The 18,746-nt window shown below is 56.5% G+C and carries 18 protein-coding genes; 12 read left to right on the top strand and 6 right to left on the bottom strand.

The features are described 5' to 3' along the window. Positions 1-62 precede the first annotated feature (62 nt). The 8 genes from rpsK to glmM all read left to right on the top strand — a co-directional run bounded on the left by rpsK (position 63) and on the right by glmM (position 7,412). A complete protein-coding gene (rpsK, locus tag ACN08Y_RS00490) occupies positions 63-467 on the top strand; it encodes a 30S ribosomal protein S11 (RefSeq protein ID WP_083090739.1) in 405 nt (134 codons plus the stop codon). Between the two features lie 146 nt (positions 468-613). Further along, on the top strand, positions 614-1,609 hold the full coding sequence (locus tag ACN08Y_RS00485; protein WP_419099323.1) for a DNA-directed RNA polymerase subunit alpha: 996 nt from the start codon (positions 614-616) through the stop codon (positions 1,607-1,609). A gap of 96 nt (positions 1,610-1,705) precedes the next feature. Continuing rightward, positions 1,706-2,398 carry a 50S ribosomal protein L17 gene (gene rplQ, locus ACN08Y_RS00480; RefSeq protein ID WP_419099324.1) on the top strand — a complete coding sequence of 231 codons (693 nt, stop codon included), beginning with the start codon at positions 1,706-1,708 and terminating at the stop codon, positions 2,396-2,398. A gap of 114 nt (positions 2,399-2,512) precedes the next feature. Next, on the top strand, positions 2,513-3,472 hold the full coding sequence (truA, locus tag ACN08Y_RS00475) for a tRNA pseudouridine(38-40) synthase TruA (protein ID WP_419111556.1): 960 nt from the start codon (positions 2,513-2,515) through the stop codon (positions 3,470-3,472). A 290-nt stretch (positions 3,473-3,762) separates the two neighbouring features. Continuing rightward, positions 3,763-4,206, top strand: coding sequence for a 50S ribosomal protein L13 (rplM, locus tag ACN08Y_RS00470; protein WP_419099326.1), 444 nt, complete (start codon positions 3,763-3,765; stop codon positions 4,204-4,206). Between the two features lie 35 nt (positions 4,207-4,241). Further along, complete coding sequence (rpsI, locus tag ACN08Y_RS00465) at positions 4,242-4,730, top strand: 30S ribosomal protein S9 (protein WP_419111555.1); 489 nt, start codon at positions 4,242-4,244, stop codon at positions 4,728-4,730. A gap of 197 nt (positions 4,731-4,927) precedes the next feature. Further along, a complete protein-coding gene (gene ppk2 / locus ACN08Y_RS00460; protein ID WP_419111554.1) occupies positions 4,928-6,031 on the top strand; it encodes a polyphosphate kinase 2 in 1,104 nt (367 codons plus the stop codon). A gap of 25 nt (positions 6,032-6,056) precedes the next feature. After that, positions 6,057-7,412 (top strand): phosphoglucosamine mutase, encoded by a 1,356-nt coding sequence (gene glmM / locus ACN08Y_RS00455; RefSeq protein WP_419099328.1) that lies wholly within the window; start codon positions 6,057-6,059, stop codon positions 7,410-7,412. A 295-nt stretch (positions 7,413-7,707) separates the two neighbouring features. Here glmM and mscL read toward each other — a convergent pair whose 3' ends face one another. The 3 genes from mscL to coaA form a co-directional block, all read right to left on the bottom strand. Continuing rightward, the gene (gene mscL, locus ACN08Y_RS00450; protein WP_419111553.1) at positions 7,708-8,085 is read right to left on the bottom strand and encodes a large conductance mechanosensitive channel protein MscL; all 378 of its coding nucleotides are present in this window, start codon (positions 8,083-8,085) and stop codon (positions 7,708-7,710) included. A gap of 141 nt (positions 8,086-8,226) precedes the next feature. Further along, complete coding sequence (locus ACN08Y_RS00445) at positions 8,227-9,066, bottom strand: M15 family metallopeptidase (RefSeq protein WP_419111552.1); 840 nt, start codon at positions 9,064-9,066, stop codon at positions 8,227-8,229. 1 nt (position 9,067) lies between these two features. After that, entirely contained in the window at positions 9,068-10,024 is a 957-nt protein-coding gene (gene coaA / locus ACN08Y_RS00440; protein WP_419104936.1) for a type I pantothenate kinase, read from the bottom strand. 140 nt (positions 10,025-10,164) lie between these two features. On the opposite strand from coaA, the gene glmS reads away from it, so the two are divergent. The 3 genes from glmS (at position 10,165) to ACN08Y_RS00425 (ending at position 13,549) form a co-directional block, all read left to right on the top strand. Next, a complete protein-coding gene (gene glmS / locus ACN08Y_RS00435; RefSeq protein ID WP_419110760.1) occupies positions 10,165-12,048 on the top strand; it encodes a glutamine--fructose-6-phosphate transaminase (isomerizing) in 1,884 nt (627 codons plus the stop codon). Positions 12,049-12,173: 125 nt separating this feature from the next. Further along, positions 12,174-12,602: a holo-ACP synthase gene (locus ACN08Y_RS00430; protein ID WP_419111551.1), complete on the top strand. Its 429-nt coding sequence runs from the start codon at positions 12,174-12,176 to the stop codon at positions 12,600-12,602. 17 nt (positions 12,603-12,619) lie between these two features. Next, on the top strand, positions 12,620-13,549 hold the full coding sequence (locus tag ACN08Y_RS00425; RefSeq protein ID WP_419111550.1) for an ADP-dependent NAD(P)H-hydrate dehydratase: 930 nt from the start codon (positions 12,620-12,622) through the stop codon (positions 13,547-13,549). Between the two features lie 71 nt (positions 13,550-13,620). On the opposite strand, the gene ACN08Y_RS00420 is transcribed toward ACN08Y_RS00425, so the two are convergent. From ACN08Y_RS00420 to ACN08Y_RS00410, 3 genes are all read right to left on the bottom strand, one after another. After that, positions 13,621-15,093 carry a sugar transferase gene (locus ACN08Y_RS00420; RefSeq protein WP_419099335.1) on the bottom strand — a complete coding sequence of 491 codons (1,473 nt, stop codon included), beginning with the start codon at positions 15,091-15,093 and terminating at the stop codon, positions 13,621-13,623. Between the two features lie 240 nt (positions 15,094-15,333). Beyond that, entirely contained in the window at positions 15,334-16,110 is a 777-nt protein-coding gene (locus ACN08Y_RS00415; protein WP_419111549.1) for a phosphatase, read from the bottom strand. 9 nt (positions 16,111-16,119) lie between these two features. Further along, a complete protein-coding gene (locus tag ACN08Y_RS00410; protein WP_419111548.1) occupies positions 16,120-17,337 on the bottom strand; it encodes a glycosyltransferase in 1,218 nt (405 codons plus the stop codon). A gap of 137 nt (positions 17,338-17,474) precedes the next feature. On the opposite strand from ACN08Y_RS00410, the gene alr reads away from it, so the two are divergent. After that, positions 17,475-18,725 carry an alanine racemase gene (alr, locus tag ACN08Y_RS00405; protein WP_419111547.1) on the top strand — a complete coding sequence of 417 codons (1,251 nt, stop codon included), beginning with the start codon at positions 17,475-17,477 and terminating at the stop codon, positions 18,723-18,725. The last annotated feature ends 21 nt before the right edge of the window (positions 18,726-18,746 follow it).

Below are 18,746 nucleotides of genomic sequence, written 5' to 3'. Positions count from 1 at the left end.
TCTCAGTCTTACACATCGCGTAAGGCCAACACTTCCACCAAAACTTTGTAGGAGAATCAAAAATGCCTCCCAAGACTCGCGCAGCGGCCAAACGAACCGGCCGCCGCAAGGTTTCCAAGAACATTGTTGCCGGTCAGGCACACATCAAGTCAACCTTTAACAACACCATCGTATCGATCACCGATCCTTCAGGTGCGGTTATCTCCTGGTCATCCGCAGGTGAAATGGGCTTCAAGGGTTCACGTAAGTCAACCCCCTACGCAGCTCAGATGGCCGCTGAGACCGCTGCAAAGCGCGCTCAGGAGCACGGTGTCCGCAAGGTAGACGTTTTCGTTAAGGGCCCCGGCCCCGGTCGCGAAACCGCTATCCGCTCACTCCAGGCTACCGGCCTCGAGGTTGGCTCCATCCAGGACGTCACCCCCGTTGCCCACAACGGTTGCCGTCCCCCGAAGCGCCGCCACGTCTAAACCTCGCTGTCTAGACGCGTCCCGAACATCGGGCGATTGGCCACCTCACGGTAGCCGATCAATGAACAGACTGCTTCGTCTGCTTCCTCACTCGTTTTTCCCAACCTGTGAGCTCATATAGCGGATGCTCACCGAAAGGAAACATAGTGCTCATTGCACAGCGCCCCATCCTACGTGAAGAACATGTATCGGAAAACCGTTCACGCTTCACCATCGAGCCCCTCGAACCCGGCTTCGGCTACACCCTGGGTAACTCCCTCCGTCGCACCCTTCTCTCATCAATCCCCGGTGCCGCTGTAACCAGCATCCGCATCGACGGTGTGCTGCACGAATTCAGCACCGTAGAAGGTGTGACCGAGGACGTCACCGAGATCATCTTGAACATCAAGAAGCTCTCCATCTCATCTGAGAACGACGAACCCGTTATCGCTTACCTGCGCAAGCAGGGCGAAGGTGAACTCACCGCAGCCGACATTGAGGTGCCCGCAGGCGTCGAGATCCACAACCCGGATCTGCACATCGCAACCCTCAACAACCGCGCAAACTTCAACGCAGAACTGACCATCGAACGCGGCCGTGGCTACGTCTCGGCAGCCCAGAACAAGTCAGGTGATGCAGAGATCGGCCGTATCCCGGTTGACTCCATCTACTCACCCGTCCTGAAGGTCACCTTCCGCGTTAGCGCAACCCGTGTTGAGCAGCGCACCGACTTCGACTCCCTTACCCTGGACGTCGAAACCAAGGAAGCAATTGCTCCCCGCGACGCAGTCGCATCAGCAGGTAACACCCTCGTTGAGCTCTTCGGCCTTGCCCGTGAACTCAACACTGCCGCTGAAGGTATCGAAGTTGGCCCGTCACCCGCTGACGAGTCAATGGCCGCAGACCTGGCTCTGCCCATCGAAGACCTGGACATGACCGTCCGCTCCTACAACTGCCTCAAGCGCGAGGGCATCCACACCGTGGGTGAGCTCGTGACCCGCAGCGAAGCTGACCTCATGGACATCCGTAACTTCGGTGCCAAGTCCATCGACGAAGTCAAGGCAAAGCTCACCGAGCTCGGCCTGTCCCTCAAGGACTCACCCGCCGGTATGGATCTCTCAGCCCGCCTGCAGGACGACGACAGCTACGGCAGCGACTACTAAGACACCGGCAGTCAACGCACCCGCGTTACACCAGTCAAACATCTTTGGTTCCACTAGCCTGACGGCTTGAGGAACGGCTTACCAGGAGAAATTAATATGCCTACTCCCACTAAGGGTCCCCGCCTCGGCGGATCACCGACCCACGAGCGCATCATGCTGAACAACCTGTCTCAGCAGCTCTTCGAGCACAAGCGCATCACCACGACCGTTACCAAGGCCAAGCGCATGCGTCCGGTCGCTGAGCGCCTGATTACCTTCGCTAAGAAGGGTGATCTCGCCGCTCGCCGTCGCGTCCTGCGCTCCATCGGTAACAAGTCAGTTGTCCACGAACTGTTCACCGTCATTGCACCCGCAATGGCAGAACGCCCCGGTGGCTACACCCGCATCACCAAGATCGGTAACCGCAAGGGCGATAACGCTCCTATGGCCGTTATCGAACTGGTCATGGAGCCTGTAGCAACCGCAGCAGCTGTTTCCGAAGCAACCAAGGTTGCAGATAGTGCAGCAGCTCAGGAAGAGACCCCTGCTCCCGCAGCAGCTGCCGCTCCCGTAGCAGAAGAAGCTCAGGCTTCTGACCTGCCCGCAGGCGCACACGCTCCTCTGGAATCCGGTGAAGCTCCCGAGGGCTTCGAGATCAAGGGCAACGCTGACTCCATGAAGTACCACGTACCCGGCTCACGCTGGTATGCAAACACCCAGGCTGAGATTTGGTTCGACACCAAGGAATCAGCTGAAGCAGCAGGTTACGCACCTGCTGGTGGTGCTGCAGCACAGACCATCTCCGAATAATTTTCGGTGTCTGCGGTGGCCTTCCCTCAGGGGGAGGCCACCGCTGTTTTAAGCTAAGGTTCTGTTTGCCGCTACAGTGGAAGAAATACATGCAGGACGCTGGGAAGGAAAGACATGACTGAACACCCCCTGGGCGCTGTGCTATCTGCGGATGAGGAAGAGACCGCTGACTCCACGGTGCGCGTGCGGATAGATTTTTCCTATGACGGTGGCCCCTTTGCAGGTTGGGCTAAACAGCCCGGGTTGATTACTGTACAGGGTGTCCTGGAAGAAGCGCTTGCCCTCATTTTTCGGGTGCCCATATATACTACTGTGGCTGGTAGAACCGACGCCGGTGTCCACGCCCTGCACCAGGTAGTGCACTTCGACGTCTCGCGTTCTGCCTGGGAAAGAATGCCGGGTAAGAACCTAAATCTTGACCCCGGTAAGGCACTAGGCCGTAAACTGCGGGGGGCCTTGAGCCGGGCGCTGGCCGATGCAGAGGCTGAGCTCGGGCTACCCACCCGCTTGCAGGGCTATCTCCAGAAAGCAATCACTGTGACAGAGTGCCGTGAGGTGCCTGCCGACTTCGATGCCCGCTTTTCTGCCCTAGAGCGGTCCTACCGTTACCTGATTGAAGATCACCAGGAGGAACGGGGTAGTAATCCGCTCAACAGGCACCTTGCCTGGCAGGTTAATGCTGGGCTTGACCTGCAGCTAATGAACAGGGCAGCAGAAGAACTGCTGGGCCTTAAGGACTTCCTTTCTTTCTGCAAGCCCAGGGCCGGTTCCACAACAATTCGCGAGCTTCGGGAACTGAGCTTTGAACGCAGAGAAGACGGCCTCATCGAGGCAACTATCAGGGCAGATGCTTTTTGTCACAATATGGTCAGAACCCTGATAGCTTCTTTGGTCATGGTAGGGGAGGGTGCCCGCGATATTGCCTGGTTGCAGAGCCGCATCAGCACGCCGGTACGTGATTCTCAGGTTCGTCTGGCCGCCCCACGAGGCTTAGCTCTGGCACGGATTAGCTACCCAGAGGCCTCCGGATACGCCAGGCAGGCCAATAGGGCAAGGAATCTAAGAACTCTTTAAATAACATTCGTGTGATTTAAAGGTGAGGTCAGTCAAACAAGCCTATTTAAGGGAGCTTAGCTCTGGCTTAAAGCTAGAAGATTGGGTATAGTTTCATACGTTGTGCGTATACCGCCCTAATTTCGTACCCTGTTCTTCGGTCTAGTTGCAGGACAATAACGGGGAATAAGTGGTCTTAGGAGCTTGGTAGGCAGTTGTGTTTGGCCCTCACCCGAACCCTGCCCCACGCACTCACAGTAATCTAGCGCGATACCCAACTAGCGCTACCCGAAACGAGAAAAGGCGAAATTTTGCGCACTTACACTCCGAAGTCAGGCGATAACAACCGCCAGTGGCACATCATTGATGCCTCTGACGTTGTTCTCGGCCGTCTCGCAAGCCAGACCGCAATCCTGCTGCGCGGCAAGCACAAGCCCACCTTCGCACCTCACGTTGACATGGGTGACTCTGTCATCATCATCAACGCAGAAAAGGTTGCACTGACCGGTGCAAAGCTTGAGCAGAAGCGTGCCTACCGCCACTCGGGCTACCCCGGTGGTCTCAAGTCCGTCAACTACGCTGAACTGCTGGAAACCAACCCTGTTCGCGCCGTAGAGAAGGCCGTCAAGGGCATGCTCCCCAAGAACAAGCTGGCTGCACAGCAGCTCAAGAACCTCAAGGTTTACGCTGGTTCTGAGCACCCCCACGCAGCTCAGCAGCCCAAGACCTACGAATTCAACCAGGTTGCCCAGTAATTCGGGCCTACGAAAGAACTATTAAAGGAGACATCGTGGCTCAGAACGAAGAGTACACCACCGAAGAAGAGCTCACTAGCTACACTTCCGAATCCTCAGCTCCTGTAGCTGAGAAGGTTGCCCGCCCCGCACTGACCGTTGGTGGTCAGGCTGTTGGTCGCCGTAAGGAAGCTGTTGCTCGCGTTCGCCTGGTACCCGGTACCGGCAAGTGGACCGTTAACGGTCGCGAGCTTGACAACTACTTCCCCAACAAACTGCACCAGCAGGAAGTAAACGATCCTTTCAAGCTTCTTGAGCTTGAAGGCGCTTACGACGTCTTCGCCCGTATCTCAGGTGGCGGACCCTCCGGCCAGGCCGGCGCACTGCGTCTTGGCGTTGCTCGTGCACTGAACGAGATTGATGCCGAGAACAACCGCCCCGCCCTCAAGAAGGCAGGCTTCCTGACCCGCGACGCTCGTGTTATCGAGCGTAAGAAGGCTGGTCTTAAGAAGGCACGTAAGGCTTCACAGTTCTCCAAGCGTTAAGCTTTACTGGAATCCTTTCAGCCTCAGCTGTTTGAGAAGTGCCCTCTCCCTTTTGGGAGGGGGCACTTTTGTATTTCCTGGTCAGCCTAGTAAGAGAGCTTTGCTCCCGGTTAGGGTCAAAAGTTCTGTAACAGTGGGTTTACTCCCAGAGGCGTTCTAAGATAGTGGTGGAAACTACACCGAGAGAAAGGATGCCCATGGCATCTGCTAATGACGCGCGTGCAACCGGTCAGAACCCCACACCAGGCAAAAAAGCCGCAGCGGAAGAGGACACACAGACTACACCCCCGGTTACTGAGGGCAAAGAGGCCCACGCCGGCAGACCTGAGGACACTAAGAAACAAGCTGTCAAGGCCGCCTTAGCTAAAACAACTCGTCGGGTCTCTGTCGTTGAAGACTACAGTGCAGAGCTCGATGAGATTGCATCATTGACCAAGAAACTCAAGGGGGGAGAGGAGGGCCTCTCTGATGCCTGGAAGGTAGGCTACCCCTACGATAAGAAACTAGGACGTAAAGAGTACGAAAAAGAGAAGCGTGCCTTGCAGATTGAGCTTCTCAAACTGCAGCTATGGATTAAAGAAACCGGCCAGAAGGTACTCATTATCTTCGAGGGCCGCGATGCCGCAGGCAAGGGTGGCGCCATCAAACGCTTTATGGAGCATCTTAATCCCCGTGGCGCTCGTGTTGTGGCCCTGGAGAAGCCCACCGATATTGAGCAGACCCAGTGGTACTTTCAGCGTTATATCCAGCACCTTCCTTCAGGCGGCGAGATCGTGCTCATGGACCGTTCTTGGTACAACCGTGCCGGTGTTGAGCGCGTCATGGGCTACTGCACCTCCCAGCAGTACTACGAGTTCATGCGTGAGGTTCCTGAGCTAGAACGTATGCTGGTGAACTCCGGAGTTAGGCTCATCAAGTTCTGGTTCTCTGTCACCCGTGCAGAGCAGCTGGCCCGTTTCAATTCACGACGTACCGACCCTGTGCGCCAGTGGAAGCTTTCACCTACCGACCTAGCATCGCTGGATAAGTGGGACGACTACACCGCAGCCAAGGAAGCCATGTTCTTCTACACTGACACCGGTGATGCTCCCTGGACCGTGGTCAAATCAAACGACAAGAAGCGTGCTCGCCTAGAAGCTATGCGCCATGTGCTCAGCCAGTTTGAGTACCCCAATAAGGACCACGCCCTGGTCGGGGCCACAGACTCCTTGATTGTTGGTAAGGGCTCGGACGTTCTGGAGGATGACGACGATAGCATCGAAAATCCAGAGGGTTTCCCCGTCCTGCGTGAAGAAAAGTAGCTCTGAGAGCGTAGAATAGTCTGTAATGACTAGATTATTCGGAACCGACGGTGTTCGCGGCCTCGCTAACGATCTCATCACTCCTGCGCTTGCTATGGAGCTAGCGCAGGCCGCGTCCATCGTCCTAGGGTTCAATACGGTTGAAGAAGGTACTCGCCCCAAGGCTGTCATCGCTCATGACTCCCGTATTTCCGGTGAGTTTATTGGTGCAGCTATGACCGCTGGTTTCGCGGCTTCTGGCGTTGATGTCCTTGACGCGGGTATGGTACCCACGCCTGCAGCTGCCTACCTGGTAGCAAGCACCGGCGCAGACTTTGGTGTCATGATTTCCGCGTCGCACAACGCCGCAGAAGACAACGGCATTAAGTTTTTGGCCCGGGGCGGTAAGAAACTGGATGATGAGATTGAGAACGCCATTGAGGCTCTCTACCGTTCCAAAGACTTCCGTTACCCCACTCACGGTGATGTTGGGCGAGTTCGTCTGTTAACAGACGGCGAAGACCGCTACGTGACACACCTGATGTCGACCATGCCAGAACACCGCCGTCTCAACGGCCTCAAAGTGGTTTTGGACTGCGCCAATGGCGCTTCCTCAGGTGTTTCCCCAGACGCTTTCCACGCCCTGGGCGCCAAAGTCTTCCTTATTGGCGCCGAGCCCGATGGCAACAACATCAATGACGGTGTGGGTTCTACTCACCCCGAGCTCCTGCAAGAAGCCGTTGTTAAGCACAGCGCTGACCTGGGCATTGCCCATGACGGTGATGCTGACCGCTGTATGGCGGTAGACGAGCAGGGCAACCTGGTAGATGGTGATCAGATTATGGCCATTCTTGCTCTTTCCATGAAAGAAGCAGGAAGGCTCAAAGACGATACCCTGGTCGCAACCGTCATGAGTTCTTTGGGCTTGGAGCATTTCCTCAGGGATCATGACATCAAGCTTGTGCGTACCAAGGTGGGGGATCGCTATGTTCTTGAAGCCATGAACAAGCACGGCTACAACCTGGGGGGTGAACAGTCAGGTCACGTGATTATGAGCGATCATGCCACGACCGGCGACGGTGTTCTCACCGGCTTGCATCTTGCCGCTGAGGTTGCCCGAACAGGTCTGCCTCTCTCCGAGTTGGCTAACCGTATGCAAGCAACCCCCCAGAAGCTCATCAACGTCAAGGGTGTTGACCGTTCCGGCGTTGCTACCTGCCAGCCCCTCCAGGAAGCTATTGCACAGGCAGAAGCTGAACTTGGTGATAGTGGCCGTGTACTGCTTCGGGCCTCGGGCACAGAGCCTCTGGTGCGCGTCATGGTTGAGGCCCAGACTCAGGAAGTCGCCGATGCCACTGCTCAGGCTCTTGCCGATGTGGTCTCTCGTGAGTTAGCTCTGTAGAGCGCGTTTGGGCCTAAAGACTTACAGCGGGTCTCTCCACTAGGGGAGGCCCGCCTTCTCTTTGCAGGAATTTTGTGGCTTCTCTGCAGGGGGGGGGAGATAGCTCCTGTTAGGCGCAAGGGGGGTAGGGAATCATTGGCCTTGTGCCAGAGTTAGCTTTGTCTCTCTTTGCGGAGGGACTTAAGGCCTTTCTATCGACTGGGACCGATAGCTGATGAAGGTGGGAGAGAAAAAGCAGGGCCCCGGTAGCTTGTGCTACCGGGGCCCTGGTGATTTATAGGAGTTTTATATGAGATTACTTGGCGCTCAGGGCGTCACGGATCTCCTTGAGAAGAGCAACCTGGGGATCCTCTTCTTCAGCTTCTTCTTCGAGGCCGAGCTTGGCAGCGCGACGTTCGTTGAGCTTGTTGATGGGTGTTACGATGCAGAAGTAAACAGCTGCTGCGACGAGCAGGAAGTTAACAACTGCGGTCAGGAAAACGCCGACCTTGATGTCCCCGAAAGCCAGGAACTGGTCAAAGCTCTGAGCGCCGACAAGAGCGGCGATAGCCGGCATAAGAACCGACTCAACCAGGGCAGTGATAACGGCGGTGAAGGCGGTGCCAATAATCAGACCAACTGCCAGGTCGATGACGTTACCGCGGGTGATGAAATCTTTAAATCCACTAAGCATAAGTCCAACACTAGCGCCTTAAAGGGCAAGTGAACACACAAAAAGCCACCATTTCGGATATAGTCCTAGTGCACTTACTCACACTAGGGCTAAAACCTACCGTGAGAGGTAGGTGTGGAAAACCCGAGTGGTGGCTGAAAGCTAGTAGGAGGGTGCTGCCGATAGTCCGTAGAACTCTTCGAGAGTTTTCGCCCCTGATTCTTTGTAGGCTTTGGCTTGCTCTTTTCCGATGTAGCGCAGGTGCCAAGACTCGTACCAATAGCCGGTGGTTTCGTGTTCCATCCAGGGGTAGCGAACAATAAAGCCGTACTCGTGGGCGTGCTCAGCTGCCCAGAGAGCCGTGGCGGTGTCCCTGAAGCAGGGCTGAAGATCGCAGTCACTGCCACTACCAATATCAAGGGCAAGACCGGTTTGGTGTTCCGAGTAACCTGGGCGGGCGGAGGCAACATCGGCCCCTTCCCGGCCGTACTGGGCGACCCAGCCTGCGTAGGTTGCCTGCTGGGTCTCATAAGAGCGGTAGCCACTGAGTGCAGTCATCGGTGCACCGGCTGCTGCCGCATCAGCGAACATTTTTTGGGCCGCCTGGCTGGCTTGGGCCCGCAGATAGACACCACCGATGGGTTGCAGATCGGCTGGTGCGTAAGTTGAGGGGTTGAGAGGGTTCTGCTTGTTGACCACCACATTCAGTGAAGAAGCTCTTGAAGTGTCCGCAAAGTAGGTGGGCCCAGGCTGAGCTGGCTCTGACCCCTGGGGGGTAGCTTTAGCCGGGCTGGTGCTGGCCTGCTCTGAAGCCGGGCTGACTGAAGTACCGGCTGATGCTTCAGCAGATGTTGCTGACGCTACATAAGTGGCTTGGGCAGAGACCTCCTCTCCTTGAGTAGGCGAAAACTTTACAGTGTCCTCTCCTGTAGAAGAGCAAGCTGTTAAGGCCATGGTGATGATTCCCGCGATAGCAAGCGGGGTGTGTCTTAGCTCTTGCACGTCAGTTCTTTCTCAGGAGTACGCGACGAATTTTGTGGTCATGTGATTTTTTGAGAATAAGTTGTGCCCGGCCCCGCGTTGGTCGGACATTCTCTCGAAGATTGGGCTCATTGATAGAACGCCAAATACTTAAAGCAAGCTCACGCGCGGCCTCCTCAGAAAGGTTGGCGTACCGCTTGAAGTAGGATTCCGGGTTGGTAAAGGCAGAACGCTGGAGTTTAAGGAACCTTTGTACGTACCAGGACTCGATATCGCTGGTCCGGGCATCCACATAGATGGAGAAGTCAAAGAAATCAGCCAGGCTCAGAGCCGAGCTTTCATGGGCCCCCAGCTTGGCAGGAGCTAGCACGTTCAGGCCCTCAACGATGAGTACATCGGGGCTGGTAACCTCAATATGCTCCCCGGGAATAATGTCGTAGTACAGGTGCGAATACTTAGGCGCTGTCACTGAGGGGGAGCCTGATTTGACGTCCGAGACGAAGCGCAGGAGAGCCCGCCGGTCATAGGATTCGGGAAATCCCTTTCTGCCCATCAGCCCGCGCCGCTCTAACTCAGCGTTGGGGTAGAGGAAACCATCGGTGGTCACAAGCTGGACGTTGGGGGTTGAGGGCCACCTGCGGAGGAGCTCCTGCAGTACACGGGCGGTAGTTGACTTACCAACAGCTACAGAGCCAGCCACACCAATAATAAAAGGAACCTTTTGACCCCGAATACCCAGAAAATCATTGGTCATATGGTTAGTACTGGCTGCTGCATTGACGTAGAGGTTGAGCAACCTGGAGATAGGGAGATAAACCTGGCTGACCTCGTCCAGGTCAATTGTTTCCCCAAGCCCCTGAAGCTGTTCTAACTCGTCTTCACTCAGGGGAACCTCAATTTCGCTCGCTAACCGAGACCAGGTTTCCCGGTCCAGCTCAATAAAGGGAGAGTGCCTGAGGTAGAGAGGTGGGTTGCTCATTCTCTATAGTCTACGGCCACAGCCTCTACCTGACTGAATATGACAGCGCGGTAACCTCGGCGTTTATAAGGTCAAACTGTGTCGTAGTGATCAGTCAGTAAATCATCAGAGGCGCGTGATAGGCAATGTAGTATGAGAGTATGTGTGGAATCGTAGGATATGTAAGTCTGGGCACTGCCGCAGACGGTAAGAAATTTGACCATAGCGCGTACGACGTAGTTCTTGAAGGCTTGCGTCGCCAGGAATACCGTGGCTATGACTCGGCCGGTGTAGCACTCATCGGCGAAGACGGAATTGAATTCCGTAAAAAGTCAGGCAAACTGGTTAACCTGGAGGCTGAGGTAGCGGCAAGCCCCCTTCCCTCAACCACGATCGGTATCGGCCATACCCGTTGGGCAACCCACGGCGGCCCCACCGACACCAACGCGCATCCCCATGTTGTTGACAATGGGCGGCTAGCAGTCGTTCACAACGGTATTATCGAAAACTTCGCTGAGCTTCGCGCTGAGCTGCTGGCAGAAGGCGTGGAATTCAAGTCGCAGACTGACACTGAAATCGCCGCTAACCTCATCGCCAGCATTTACAACAAACTGGAAAACAAAGACCTGACAGAGGCCGTGCGCCGGGCATCCAACCGCCTGGAAGGTGCCTTCACCATTCTGGCTATCCACGTTGATTTTCCGGATCGCGTTGTGGCAACCCGCCGCAACTCACCCCTGGTTATTGGCCTGGGTGATAACGAAAACTTCCTGGGCTCAGACGTTTCAGGTTTCATCGACTACACCAAGCGTGCAGTCGAAATGGGGCAGGACCAGATCGTTACCATCACCGGTGGCGAATACTCCATCATCGACTTTGAGGGCTTCCCCGCTGAGGGTAAAGAATTTGCCATTGAATGGGACACCGCCGCTGTTGAAAAGGGCGGCTTCTCTTCCTTCATGGAGAAGGAAATCCACGAGCAGCCTGCAGCTGTCCGCGACACCCTGCTTGGCCGTCTGGACGAAAAGGGCAACCTCACCCTCGATGAACTCAAGATTGACGATGTAACCCTGCGAAGCATCAACAAAATTATCGTGGTCGCATGTGGAACCGCCGCTTACGCAGGCCAGGTCGCCCGTTACGCCATCGAGCACTGGTGTCGTATCCCCACCGAGGTAGAACTCGCTCACGAGTTCCGCTACCGTGACCCGATTGTTGACGAGAAGACCCTGGTTGTGGCTCTGTCACAGTCCGGCGAAACCATGGACACTCTCATGGCCGTCCGCCACGCCCAGGAACAGGGCGCTAAGGTTGTCTCCATCTGCAACACCAATGGCTCGACCCTGCCCCGCGAATCAGACGCCGCTCTGTACACCCACGCAGGCCCCGAAATCGCTGTTGCATCCACCAAAGCCTTCCTGTCACAAATCGCTGCAGCCTACCTGCTGGGCCTCTACCTGGCTCAGCTACGTGGCAACATGTTCAAGGACGAAATCCGCTCAATCCTTGAAGAACTGCAGAAGATGCCCGAAAAGATTCAGGCTGTCATCGACGCAGAAGACCAGGTCAAGGACCTTGGCAAGTCCATGAAGGACGCCAAGTCGGTTCTCTTCCTGGGCCGCCACGTGGGCTTCCCCGTAGCGCTCGAAGGTGCACTCAAGCTCAAGGAAATCGCCTACCTACACGCCGAAGGCTTCGCCGCTGGTGAGCTCAAGCACGGCCCCATCGCCCTGGTTGAAGAAGGCCAGCCGATCTTCGTGATTGTTCCTTCACCTAGCGGCCGCGATTCACTGCACTCCAAGGTTGTTTCTAACATCCAGGAAGTGCGCGCTCGCGGCGCGGTGACCATCGTTATCGCAGAAGAGGGCGACACCGCTGTTGAGGAGCACGCTGATCACATCATCCGCATCCCCTCCGCACCCAGCCTGCTTCAGCCCCTGCTCTCTACCGTTCCGCTGCAGATCTTTGCATGCTCGGTAGCCCACGCAAAGGGCTACGACGTTGACCAGCCTCGTAACCTGGCCAAGTCGGTGACCGTTGAGTAAAGGCTCTCGTTAGGTTGTTTATACGCCCCCGTATCCTCGCAAGGATACGGGGGCTTCTATTTCCCCACTCAAACCACGACTAGAATGGGGCAAGGATTATAAACACCTACCTGGAAGGTGCAGGCATGATTATGGGAACCGGCGTCGATGTAGTGAACATTGACCGTTTTGCTGAGCTCCTCAAACGAACACCGGGCCTGAAAGAGCGCCTCTTTGTGCCTTCAGAACGCGGCAAACCAGTCCGTTCCCTAGCTGCCCGCTTTGCGGCAAAAGAAGCTACAGCCAAAGCTCTCGGAGCGCCTGCCGGACTGGTCTGGCACCACTGCTGGGTTGAGAACGACACCAACGGTGCGCCCTATCTCACCATCCAAGGAACCGTGGCCCAAAGAGCACATGAGCTGGGAATTAACCGTCTGCACCTGACCATCAGCCACGATGAACCCGTAGCGACCGCTACTGTCATGGCAGAACGGCTCAGCCCAGAAGAAATGGCCTATCTAGCTGAACACGACCCCTCGGCCCGCGGAATCCTACCACCCAGCACATCACAGTAGTAGTAAGAAAGTAAGCTATGACTCATGGACCTCAGCCACTGACTCTTGAGCAATGCGCACAGGTGCTTACCGCCCCTACAGGCACCTCACACAAGTACACCAGAGGTGTGCTGGGGCTACTCACCGGAAGCGATAGCTACCCCGGTGCGGCGCTCATGTCGGCCCGTGCCGCAGTTAATACCGGTGCCGGTATGGTCAGATTCCTGGGAACTTCCTCCCTCAACCTCCTGATGCACCTGTCCGTTCCAGAAGCCGTTTGCACAGTAACCAGCACCCCGGAGAAGACCCGGGTCGATGCCTGGGCGCTGGGCAGCGGTGTCAGCGGTCAAGACCGCGAAAACCAGCTACGGCAGATCCTGCAGGCCAGAGAACCCGGGGTTATTGATGCCGGTGCGGTAGCACTCGCAAGCCAACTGGTTGCAGTTGACGGTCTAGAACTGGCCGCCCACCACATCATCACCCCGCATGCAGGTGAAGCCGCCGATGCCTTGACCTGGCTAGCTACCCTTAAACCCCAGCTGCTCCCGGAGCTTACTGAAGTACCTAGCCGCCATGAGATTGAGAACGAACCAGCCCGCTACGCCAGAATTCTTGCTGGCGCTCTCGGCGTCACAGTACTGCTCAAAGGCGGTTCAACAACCATCAGTGAACCATCGGGGCAGACCTACACCGTCACGGGCAACAGCCCCTGGCTGGCAACTGCCGGTAGCGGAGACACCCTCGCCGGCATTCTGGGCGCGCTCCTAGCCCGCTACCAGGCAGAGACACCCGCTGAGGCCCGGAAATCAAAAGACTACGCACTGCTGTCCGCCGCCGCTGTCCTGATCCACGGAAAAGCCGCCGAACATGTACACCCAGCCGGTATGCCAGGCCCGCTACCGCCTACCCTGGTGGCTGAACACATACCCGGTGCAGTGGCCCAAACCCTAGCCTCACATCCCGCATAAAACAGAAAAAAAGATGCGCCCCGTAGCAGAAATGCACGGGGCGCCTTGGTTCAGACCAGAGAACAAGGCTTCTAGTATGCGCCCTCCTTGGCAAAAACAGCTCGGACGGTGCGGAATAGAATCACGAAGTCACCAATAACAGACCAGTTCTCAACGTAGTAGAGATCAAGCCGAATGGACTCTTCCCAGGAGAGGTTAGAACGGCCAGAAACCTGCCACAGACCCGTGATACCTGGCTTAACCAGTAGCCGACGGTAGGCGTCCTCCTCATACTGCTCAACCTCAGCGGGCAGCGGTGGGCGAGGACCGACCAGCGACATATCGCCGATGAGCACGTTCCAGAGCTGGGGGAGCTCATCGATAGAGTACTTGCGAATGAACTTACCGATCTTGGTGATGCGGGGGTCATCGGCCATCTTAAAGAGCACACCGTTTCCCTCGTTCTTATCGATGAGTTGATCTTTGAGCTCTTCAGCATTGGGAACCATAGAACGGAACTTAATCATGTGAAAGCTGGTTCCCTTGATGCCCACGCGCTCCTGCAGGAAGAAAATCGGTCCGCCGTCGGACTTCACGAGCAGGGCAATGGAGACAAGCAGAGGGGCTAAGACAATCAAGCCGAAAGCCGAAGCAAAAACGTCAATACTCCTTTTAACAATTGCCTTTGCCCCGTCGATCCTGGGAGTGTGGACGTGGATGAGCGGAACCCCGTTCAGCGGCTGGGTATGGATACGGGGGCCTGCTATATCGGTCAGGGCCGGAGCCATAATGAGCGCGACATGAGCGGCCGCTAGAGCCCAGCCCAGTCGCCTAAGCTCGGTAGGGTTCAGGCCGTGCCCGGTCGATACTGCTACGGCATGGATATTATTGTCACGCACCACCTGTAAGACCTCTGCAGGGTCGGGCGAATAGCCAAGAACAGGTAGGTTCTCGTCATCTAAACGGGTCCCAGGACTCAGGCGTGGAAGGTAGGCCGCAACAGGACTTAAGCCTGAGGTTCTTGCGCCTTCTAAGGTCTTGAGGAGGTGATTGCCAGAGGCGACATCCCCAATAATCATTACTCGGGACAAGGCCCTACCCCGGTTGCGCCAATGAACCAGCCAGCGACGGACGCTCCACCGGGCACAGAGAAGAAGTAAGAGGCCAATAGGATAGGCCAAGATAACGTAGGTGCGGGCAAAATCTATTTTGGTCAGGTAAGAAAAAATCGCAATGAGTGCAAAGAAATAGCTGGTAGCCTTTGTCACTAAGCGATATTCGTCGTTGCCCTGGCCCAGGTAGCGGATGTTGCGGCTATTGGCCACAGACAGGGCAAGAAACCAGATAATCCCAAATACTACGCCGGTTGCAATATAGCCCCAGGGCAGTTCCTTACGCCCCATAACCCCGGAATTAGCAAAACCAAAACTTGCGACATGTGCTATGGCAAAGGTGATTGAAATAGCCACAATATCTGCTAGATAAAGGGCGATTCGAATTTTTGGATGCCAGGTACGGCGGTTTCTGGTTTCTTCCCACCGTGCCTCGATGCGCTGATCATTCACTATTGCGATATCCCCTAAAGTGTTGGCTGTACCCGGTGCGAGCGGTGGTACAAGCCTGTGCGACTGGATTCTTAATACTATCAGGATGAACTAATAAGGGGATCGCTCAAAGAGGCAGAACCCTCACAGCTTCTCGGTGAGAAGCAGATGATATCCCCCACAGGTTCTCGGATTTTCCTTTTTATAGTCTAAGACAGCCCGGAAGAAATTTTTAGGGAGTTTCAGCACATGGCAGGCAATTTATCGGTCCAGACCGGCAGTGCTCAAGATGAAGTCAATGACCGGTTCATAAAGATGCGGAAGGACATTGTCATCCATAGGTACAGCTACCAGGATCTGCCCTTGCTCGGCAGAGACAAACAGGCCAGGATCGTTGCAGTCGGCGATACCAATAGTGGGTAGACCTGCCGATGCCGCATAGCCAGCCATACCGTGATCGGCTACAACGAGCTGGGGGAGGGTCCCCAGCTTTTCCAACTGGGTCAAAGCCAACTGCATGGGGCCGGGAAAATGGGTGTGCTGTAGATTGCCGTACTGCTGGAACATAACCACATCAAAGATTTGGCGGATATCCCCGTCAAGGAAAGAATCGCCTTCATCAATACCCAGGACTGTTGCACCGTGAGCGCGTGCCGCCTGAGCCATAGCAACATAGATGGGGAAAAGGCCAGCGGGGTGACCTGTCGCAAAAAGAATAGACTGCTTCTCTCTAACGGCCTGCCCAAAGATACGGGCATAGACGGTGAGCGCGTCAATGCAGAGCTCTGCGCTGATGGTGTCCTGGCCCTCAGTATGGGCGGGGTCTGGGCTGGTGCCTACCCGGCGGGCCATCAGCTCAAAGACGTCCTGGTAGGTCCAATCGCGCGTCCAGCTGACTCCGAAGTCCAGGTGCTCGTTGCCATCCACAAAACCCTGGAAATGGGACAGGTTGTTTTCGCGCGGAGTTGCGACCTGCCCGGTAATGCGAGCCCGGTTCAGGTAGGTGGAAAACTCTGAGCGACTCATGTTAAATGCCACGGTGAATCCTTAGGGTTGTGCTAGTGAAAGCTGACGGTAGATGCGGTCAAGGGCGCGGGCTGTCTGCTCCCAGGTCATGCGGCCTGCCCGCGCTGCGCCCGCTGCCCCTAAGCCCAGGCGGAAATCGGGGTTCCGTACCAATGATTCTATCGCCTGCGCCCAGGCGTGAGGGGTTCGCTCGGTAACCAGGATACCTGTAAGACCATCGGCGACAGCCTCTACTAGTCCGTCTACTTTGCTGGCGATTACCGCAGTTCCGCAAGCCTGAGCTTCAAGGGCCACCAGACCAAAGGTCTCAGAGGACGAAGGGCAGGCAACGATATCGGCCCTGCGGAAGACATCAGCCAGCTCAACCGCTGACACCGAAGAGCCAAGCGTGACAGCCTGGCCCAGACCCAGCTGGTGCGCTCGCTCCAGTAAGTCCTGCTCGTAGGTGCCTCCCGACCTGCCCATAATATCGAGACTGACCTGCAAATCCTCAGGGAGAAGGGCAAGAGCTTCCACCAAGAGATGAGGGCCTTTGAGGGGCTGGGGGCGGCCAGCAAAGACCAGATGAGCGGTGGTGTCGCTCCCGGTGTTCAAGGCTGATACCCGAGTAGACGGGTAGAAAATAGAAGTATCGACACCGGGGTTAATCACGCAGAGCCTGTCATCGGTTGCACCATAGTAGCGGCGCATCTGGTCAGCCTCAAACTTGGTATTGACCACCAGCGTCGCGGCTTCTTCTACTAGTTGCTTCTCGCCCTCCCACCGCTCGGCAGGTTCGGGAGACTCGCCCTCACCCAGCCGGGCATTTTTAGCCGCGGCGGTGGTGTGCATGGTCTGAACCAGGGGTATATGAGGGTAAGCCTCACGCGCGGCCAGCCCAGAAAGCCAATAGTGGCCGTGAAGAACACTGGGCTCACGGGTAGCTTTTTCACGTACTGCACGAGCAAAATCGGGGATAAAAGCCGGAAGATCAGCCTTGGCAAGACCAACCGCACGGGGAAGAACCAGACTGTGAACCTGCGCCCGCTCACCTAGAGTATCTGTGCCAGAGGGGCCACCATCGGTACGAAGTGTAAAGACCTCCACTGTGAGCGCGGGGTCAAGAGCTAAGAGCGCTTGCAGAGAACGGTCAATATAAACATTCATACCACCGGCATCCCCCCTGCCAGGCTGGGCTAGGGGGGAGGTATGCATGGAAAAGACATGCAGATGCAGAGAATCTGAGGGTTGCTGTGCCACCCTACCTACTGTACCTGAGCACTCACCCGCACCGATGGCCCAGCCCTCAGATCTGCCACCCACCGGACGCTGGCGGCCCGCGTGGTTTATGGTAGGAATATAAACCCTCACACCTTGGCTCAGAGCAGGAGCAAAGCATGACCCTTGAAAGCGCCTACCGCCAGTACGGCTATGTACCCACCGACGCGCCCGGTGATGCTGAACGCCTAGCCATCATTGACCTGGATGCGGTGGAACACAACGTGCGCCGTATCAAAGAAATCATCGGGGACCGCGACCTCATTGCCGTGATTAAGGCTGATGCCTACGGGCACGGTGCAGTGGATGTTTCCCGCTCAGCCTTGGCCGCCGGTGCCGACTACCTGGGGGTGGTTCACCTTAAAGAAGCCCACGCCCTGAGGCAGGCGGGAATTGATGCGCCGCTCATTGCCTGGCTCCACACCCCCCGAACGAACTTTGAACAGGCTCTGGCCGACGGAATCGAGCTCGGAGTCTCTAGCCGCTGGGAGCTGGAAAAAATTGCCCTGGCCCACCGCGCCAGAGGCCAAGAACAGCCCGTGCCTGTTCACCTTAAAGTGGATACGGGGCTGGGGCGTAACGGCGTCACCCTGCAGGAGCTACCTGCGCTGGCAGGCTATGCCAGGGAGCTTGAAAAAGCCGGGCTTATTAGCGTCTACGGACTCTTTTCGCACCTAGCGGTTGCCGATGAGCCTCAGCGCCCTGAAACCGCCGACCAGTCGGAAGCCTTTGACCGGGCCCTTGCGATTGTGCAGGCCGCGGGGCTTGAACCCCGGCTCCGTCACCTGGCTAATACCCCAGCAACGCTTACCGCCCCTGAGAAGGAAAACCCCGGCAGCCTGCTTCGAGATGCTGTACGCGTTGGGCTGGGCCTTTACGGCCTCTCGCCTCTGGACGGTCACAGCCCCGAAGATCTGGGCCTCAAACCGGTCATGCACTTACAAACCTTCATTAACGTAGTCAAAGAAGTGCCTGCCGGTCAGGGCGTCTCCTACGGGCTGAACTACATCACCGATCAACCCACCACCCTGGCCCTCATACCGGTGGGTTACGCAGACGGTGTGCCTCGGGTCGCCACCGGCGGTCCGGTACGTATCTACCCTGCCGGTCAGGCCGCCCGCACCTACCGGGAAGTCGGACGAATTGCCATGGACCAGATGGTAGTAGATTTGGGCGCTCCCGGCCTCGCAGACCCCGCCGCAGGCTACCTGGGCGCTCCCGCCGTCCTTTTTGGTACCGGGCAGAATCCTGCTGTCACTGAGTGGGCCCAGGCTGCCGGAACCATCAACTACGAAATTGTCACCCGCATCTCCCCTCGTATCCAGCGGGTGAGCATTGGCGGTTCATGGCGGACCGCGCCCCAGAAATAAGACCCCGCAAGCCTACGAAAG

The organism is Rothia sp. P5764, assembly GCF_048512965.1.
GTDB lineage: Bacteria > Actinomycetota > Actinomycetes > Actinomycetales > Micrococcaceae > Rothia.
The sequence above is the reverse complement of the archived record's forward strand: the minus strand, read 5'-3'. Positions and strand labels throughout refer to the sequence as shown.

Bases quoted from the DNA above. Each gene is read 5' to 3' on its own strand.
- rpsK (WP_083090739.1), top strand. From the start codon at position 63: ATGCCTCCCAAGACTCGCGCAGCGGCCAAACGAACCGGCCGCCGCAAG.
- rplQ (WP_419099324.1), top strand. From the start codon at position 1,706: ATGCCTACTCCCACTAAGGGTCCCCGCCTCGGCGGATCACCGACCCAC.
- truA (WP_419111556.1), top strand. From the start codon at position 2,513: ATGACTGAACACCCCCTGGGCGCTGTGCTATCTGCGGATGAGGAAGAG.
- ppk2 (WP_419111554.1), top strand. From the start codon at position 4,928: ATGGCATCTGCTAATGACGCGCGTGCAACCGGTCAGAACCCCACACCA.
- glmM (WP_419099328.1), top strand. From the start codon at position 6,057: ATGACTAGATTATTCGGAACCGACGGTGTTCGCGGCCTCGCTAACGAT.
- mscL (WP_419111553.1), bottom strand. From the start codon at position 8,085: ATGCTTAGTGGATTTAAAGATTTCATCACCCGCGGTAACGTCATCGAC.
- coaA (WP_419104936.1), bottom strand. From the start codon at position 10,024: ATGAGCAACCCACCTCTCTACCTCAGGCACTCTCCCTTTATTGAGCTG.
- glmS (WP_419110760.1), top strand. From the start codon at position 10,165: ATGTGTGGAATCGTAGGATATGTAAGTCTGGGCACTGCCGCAGACGGT.
- ACN08Y_RS00430 (WP_419111551.1), top strand. From the start codon at position 12,174: ATGATTATGGGAACCGGCGTCGATGTAGTGAACATTGACCGTTTTGCT.
- ACN08Y_RS00425 (WP_419111550.1), top strand. From the start codon at position 12,620: ATGACTCATGGACCTCAGCCACTGACTCTTGAGCAATGCGCACAGGTG.
- alr (WP_419111547.1), top strand. From the start codon at position 17,475: ATGACCCTTGAAAGCGCCTACCGCCAGTACGGCTATGTACCCACCGAC.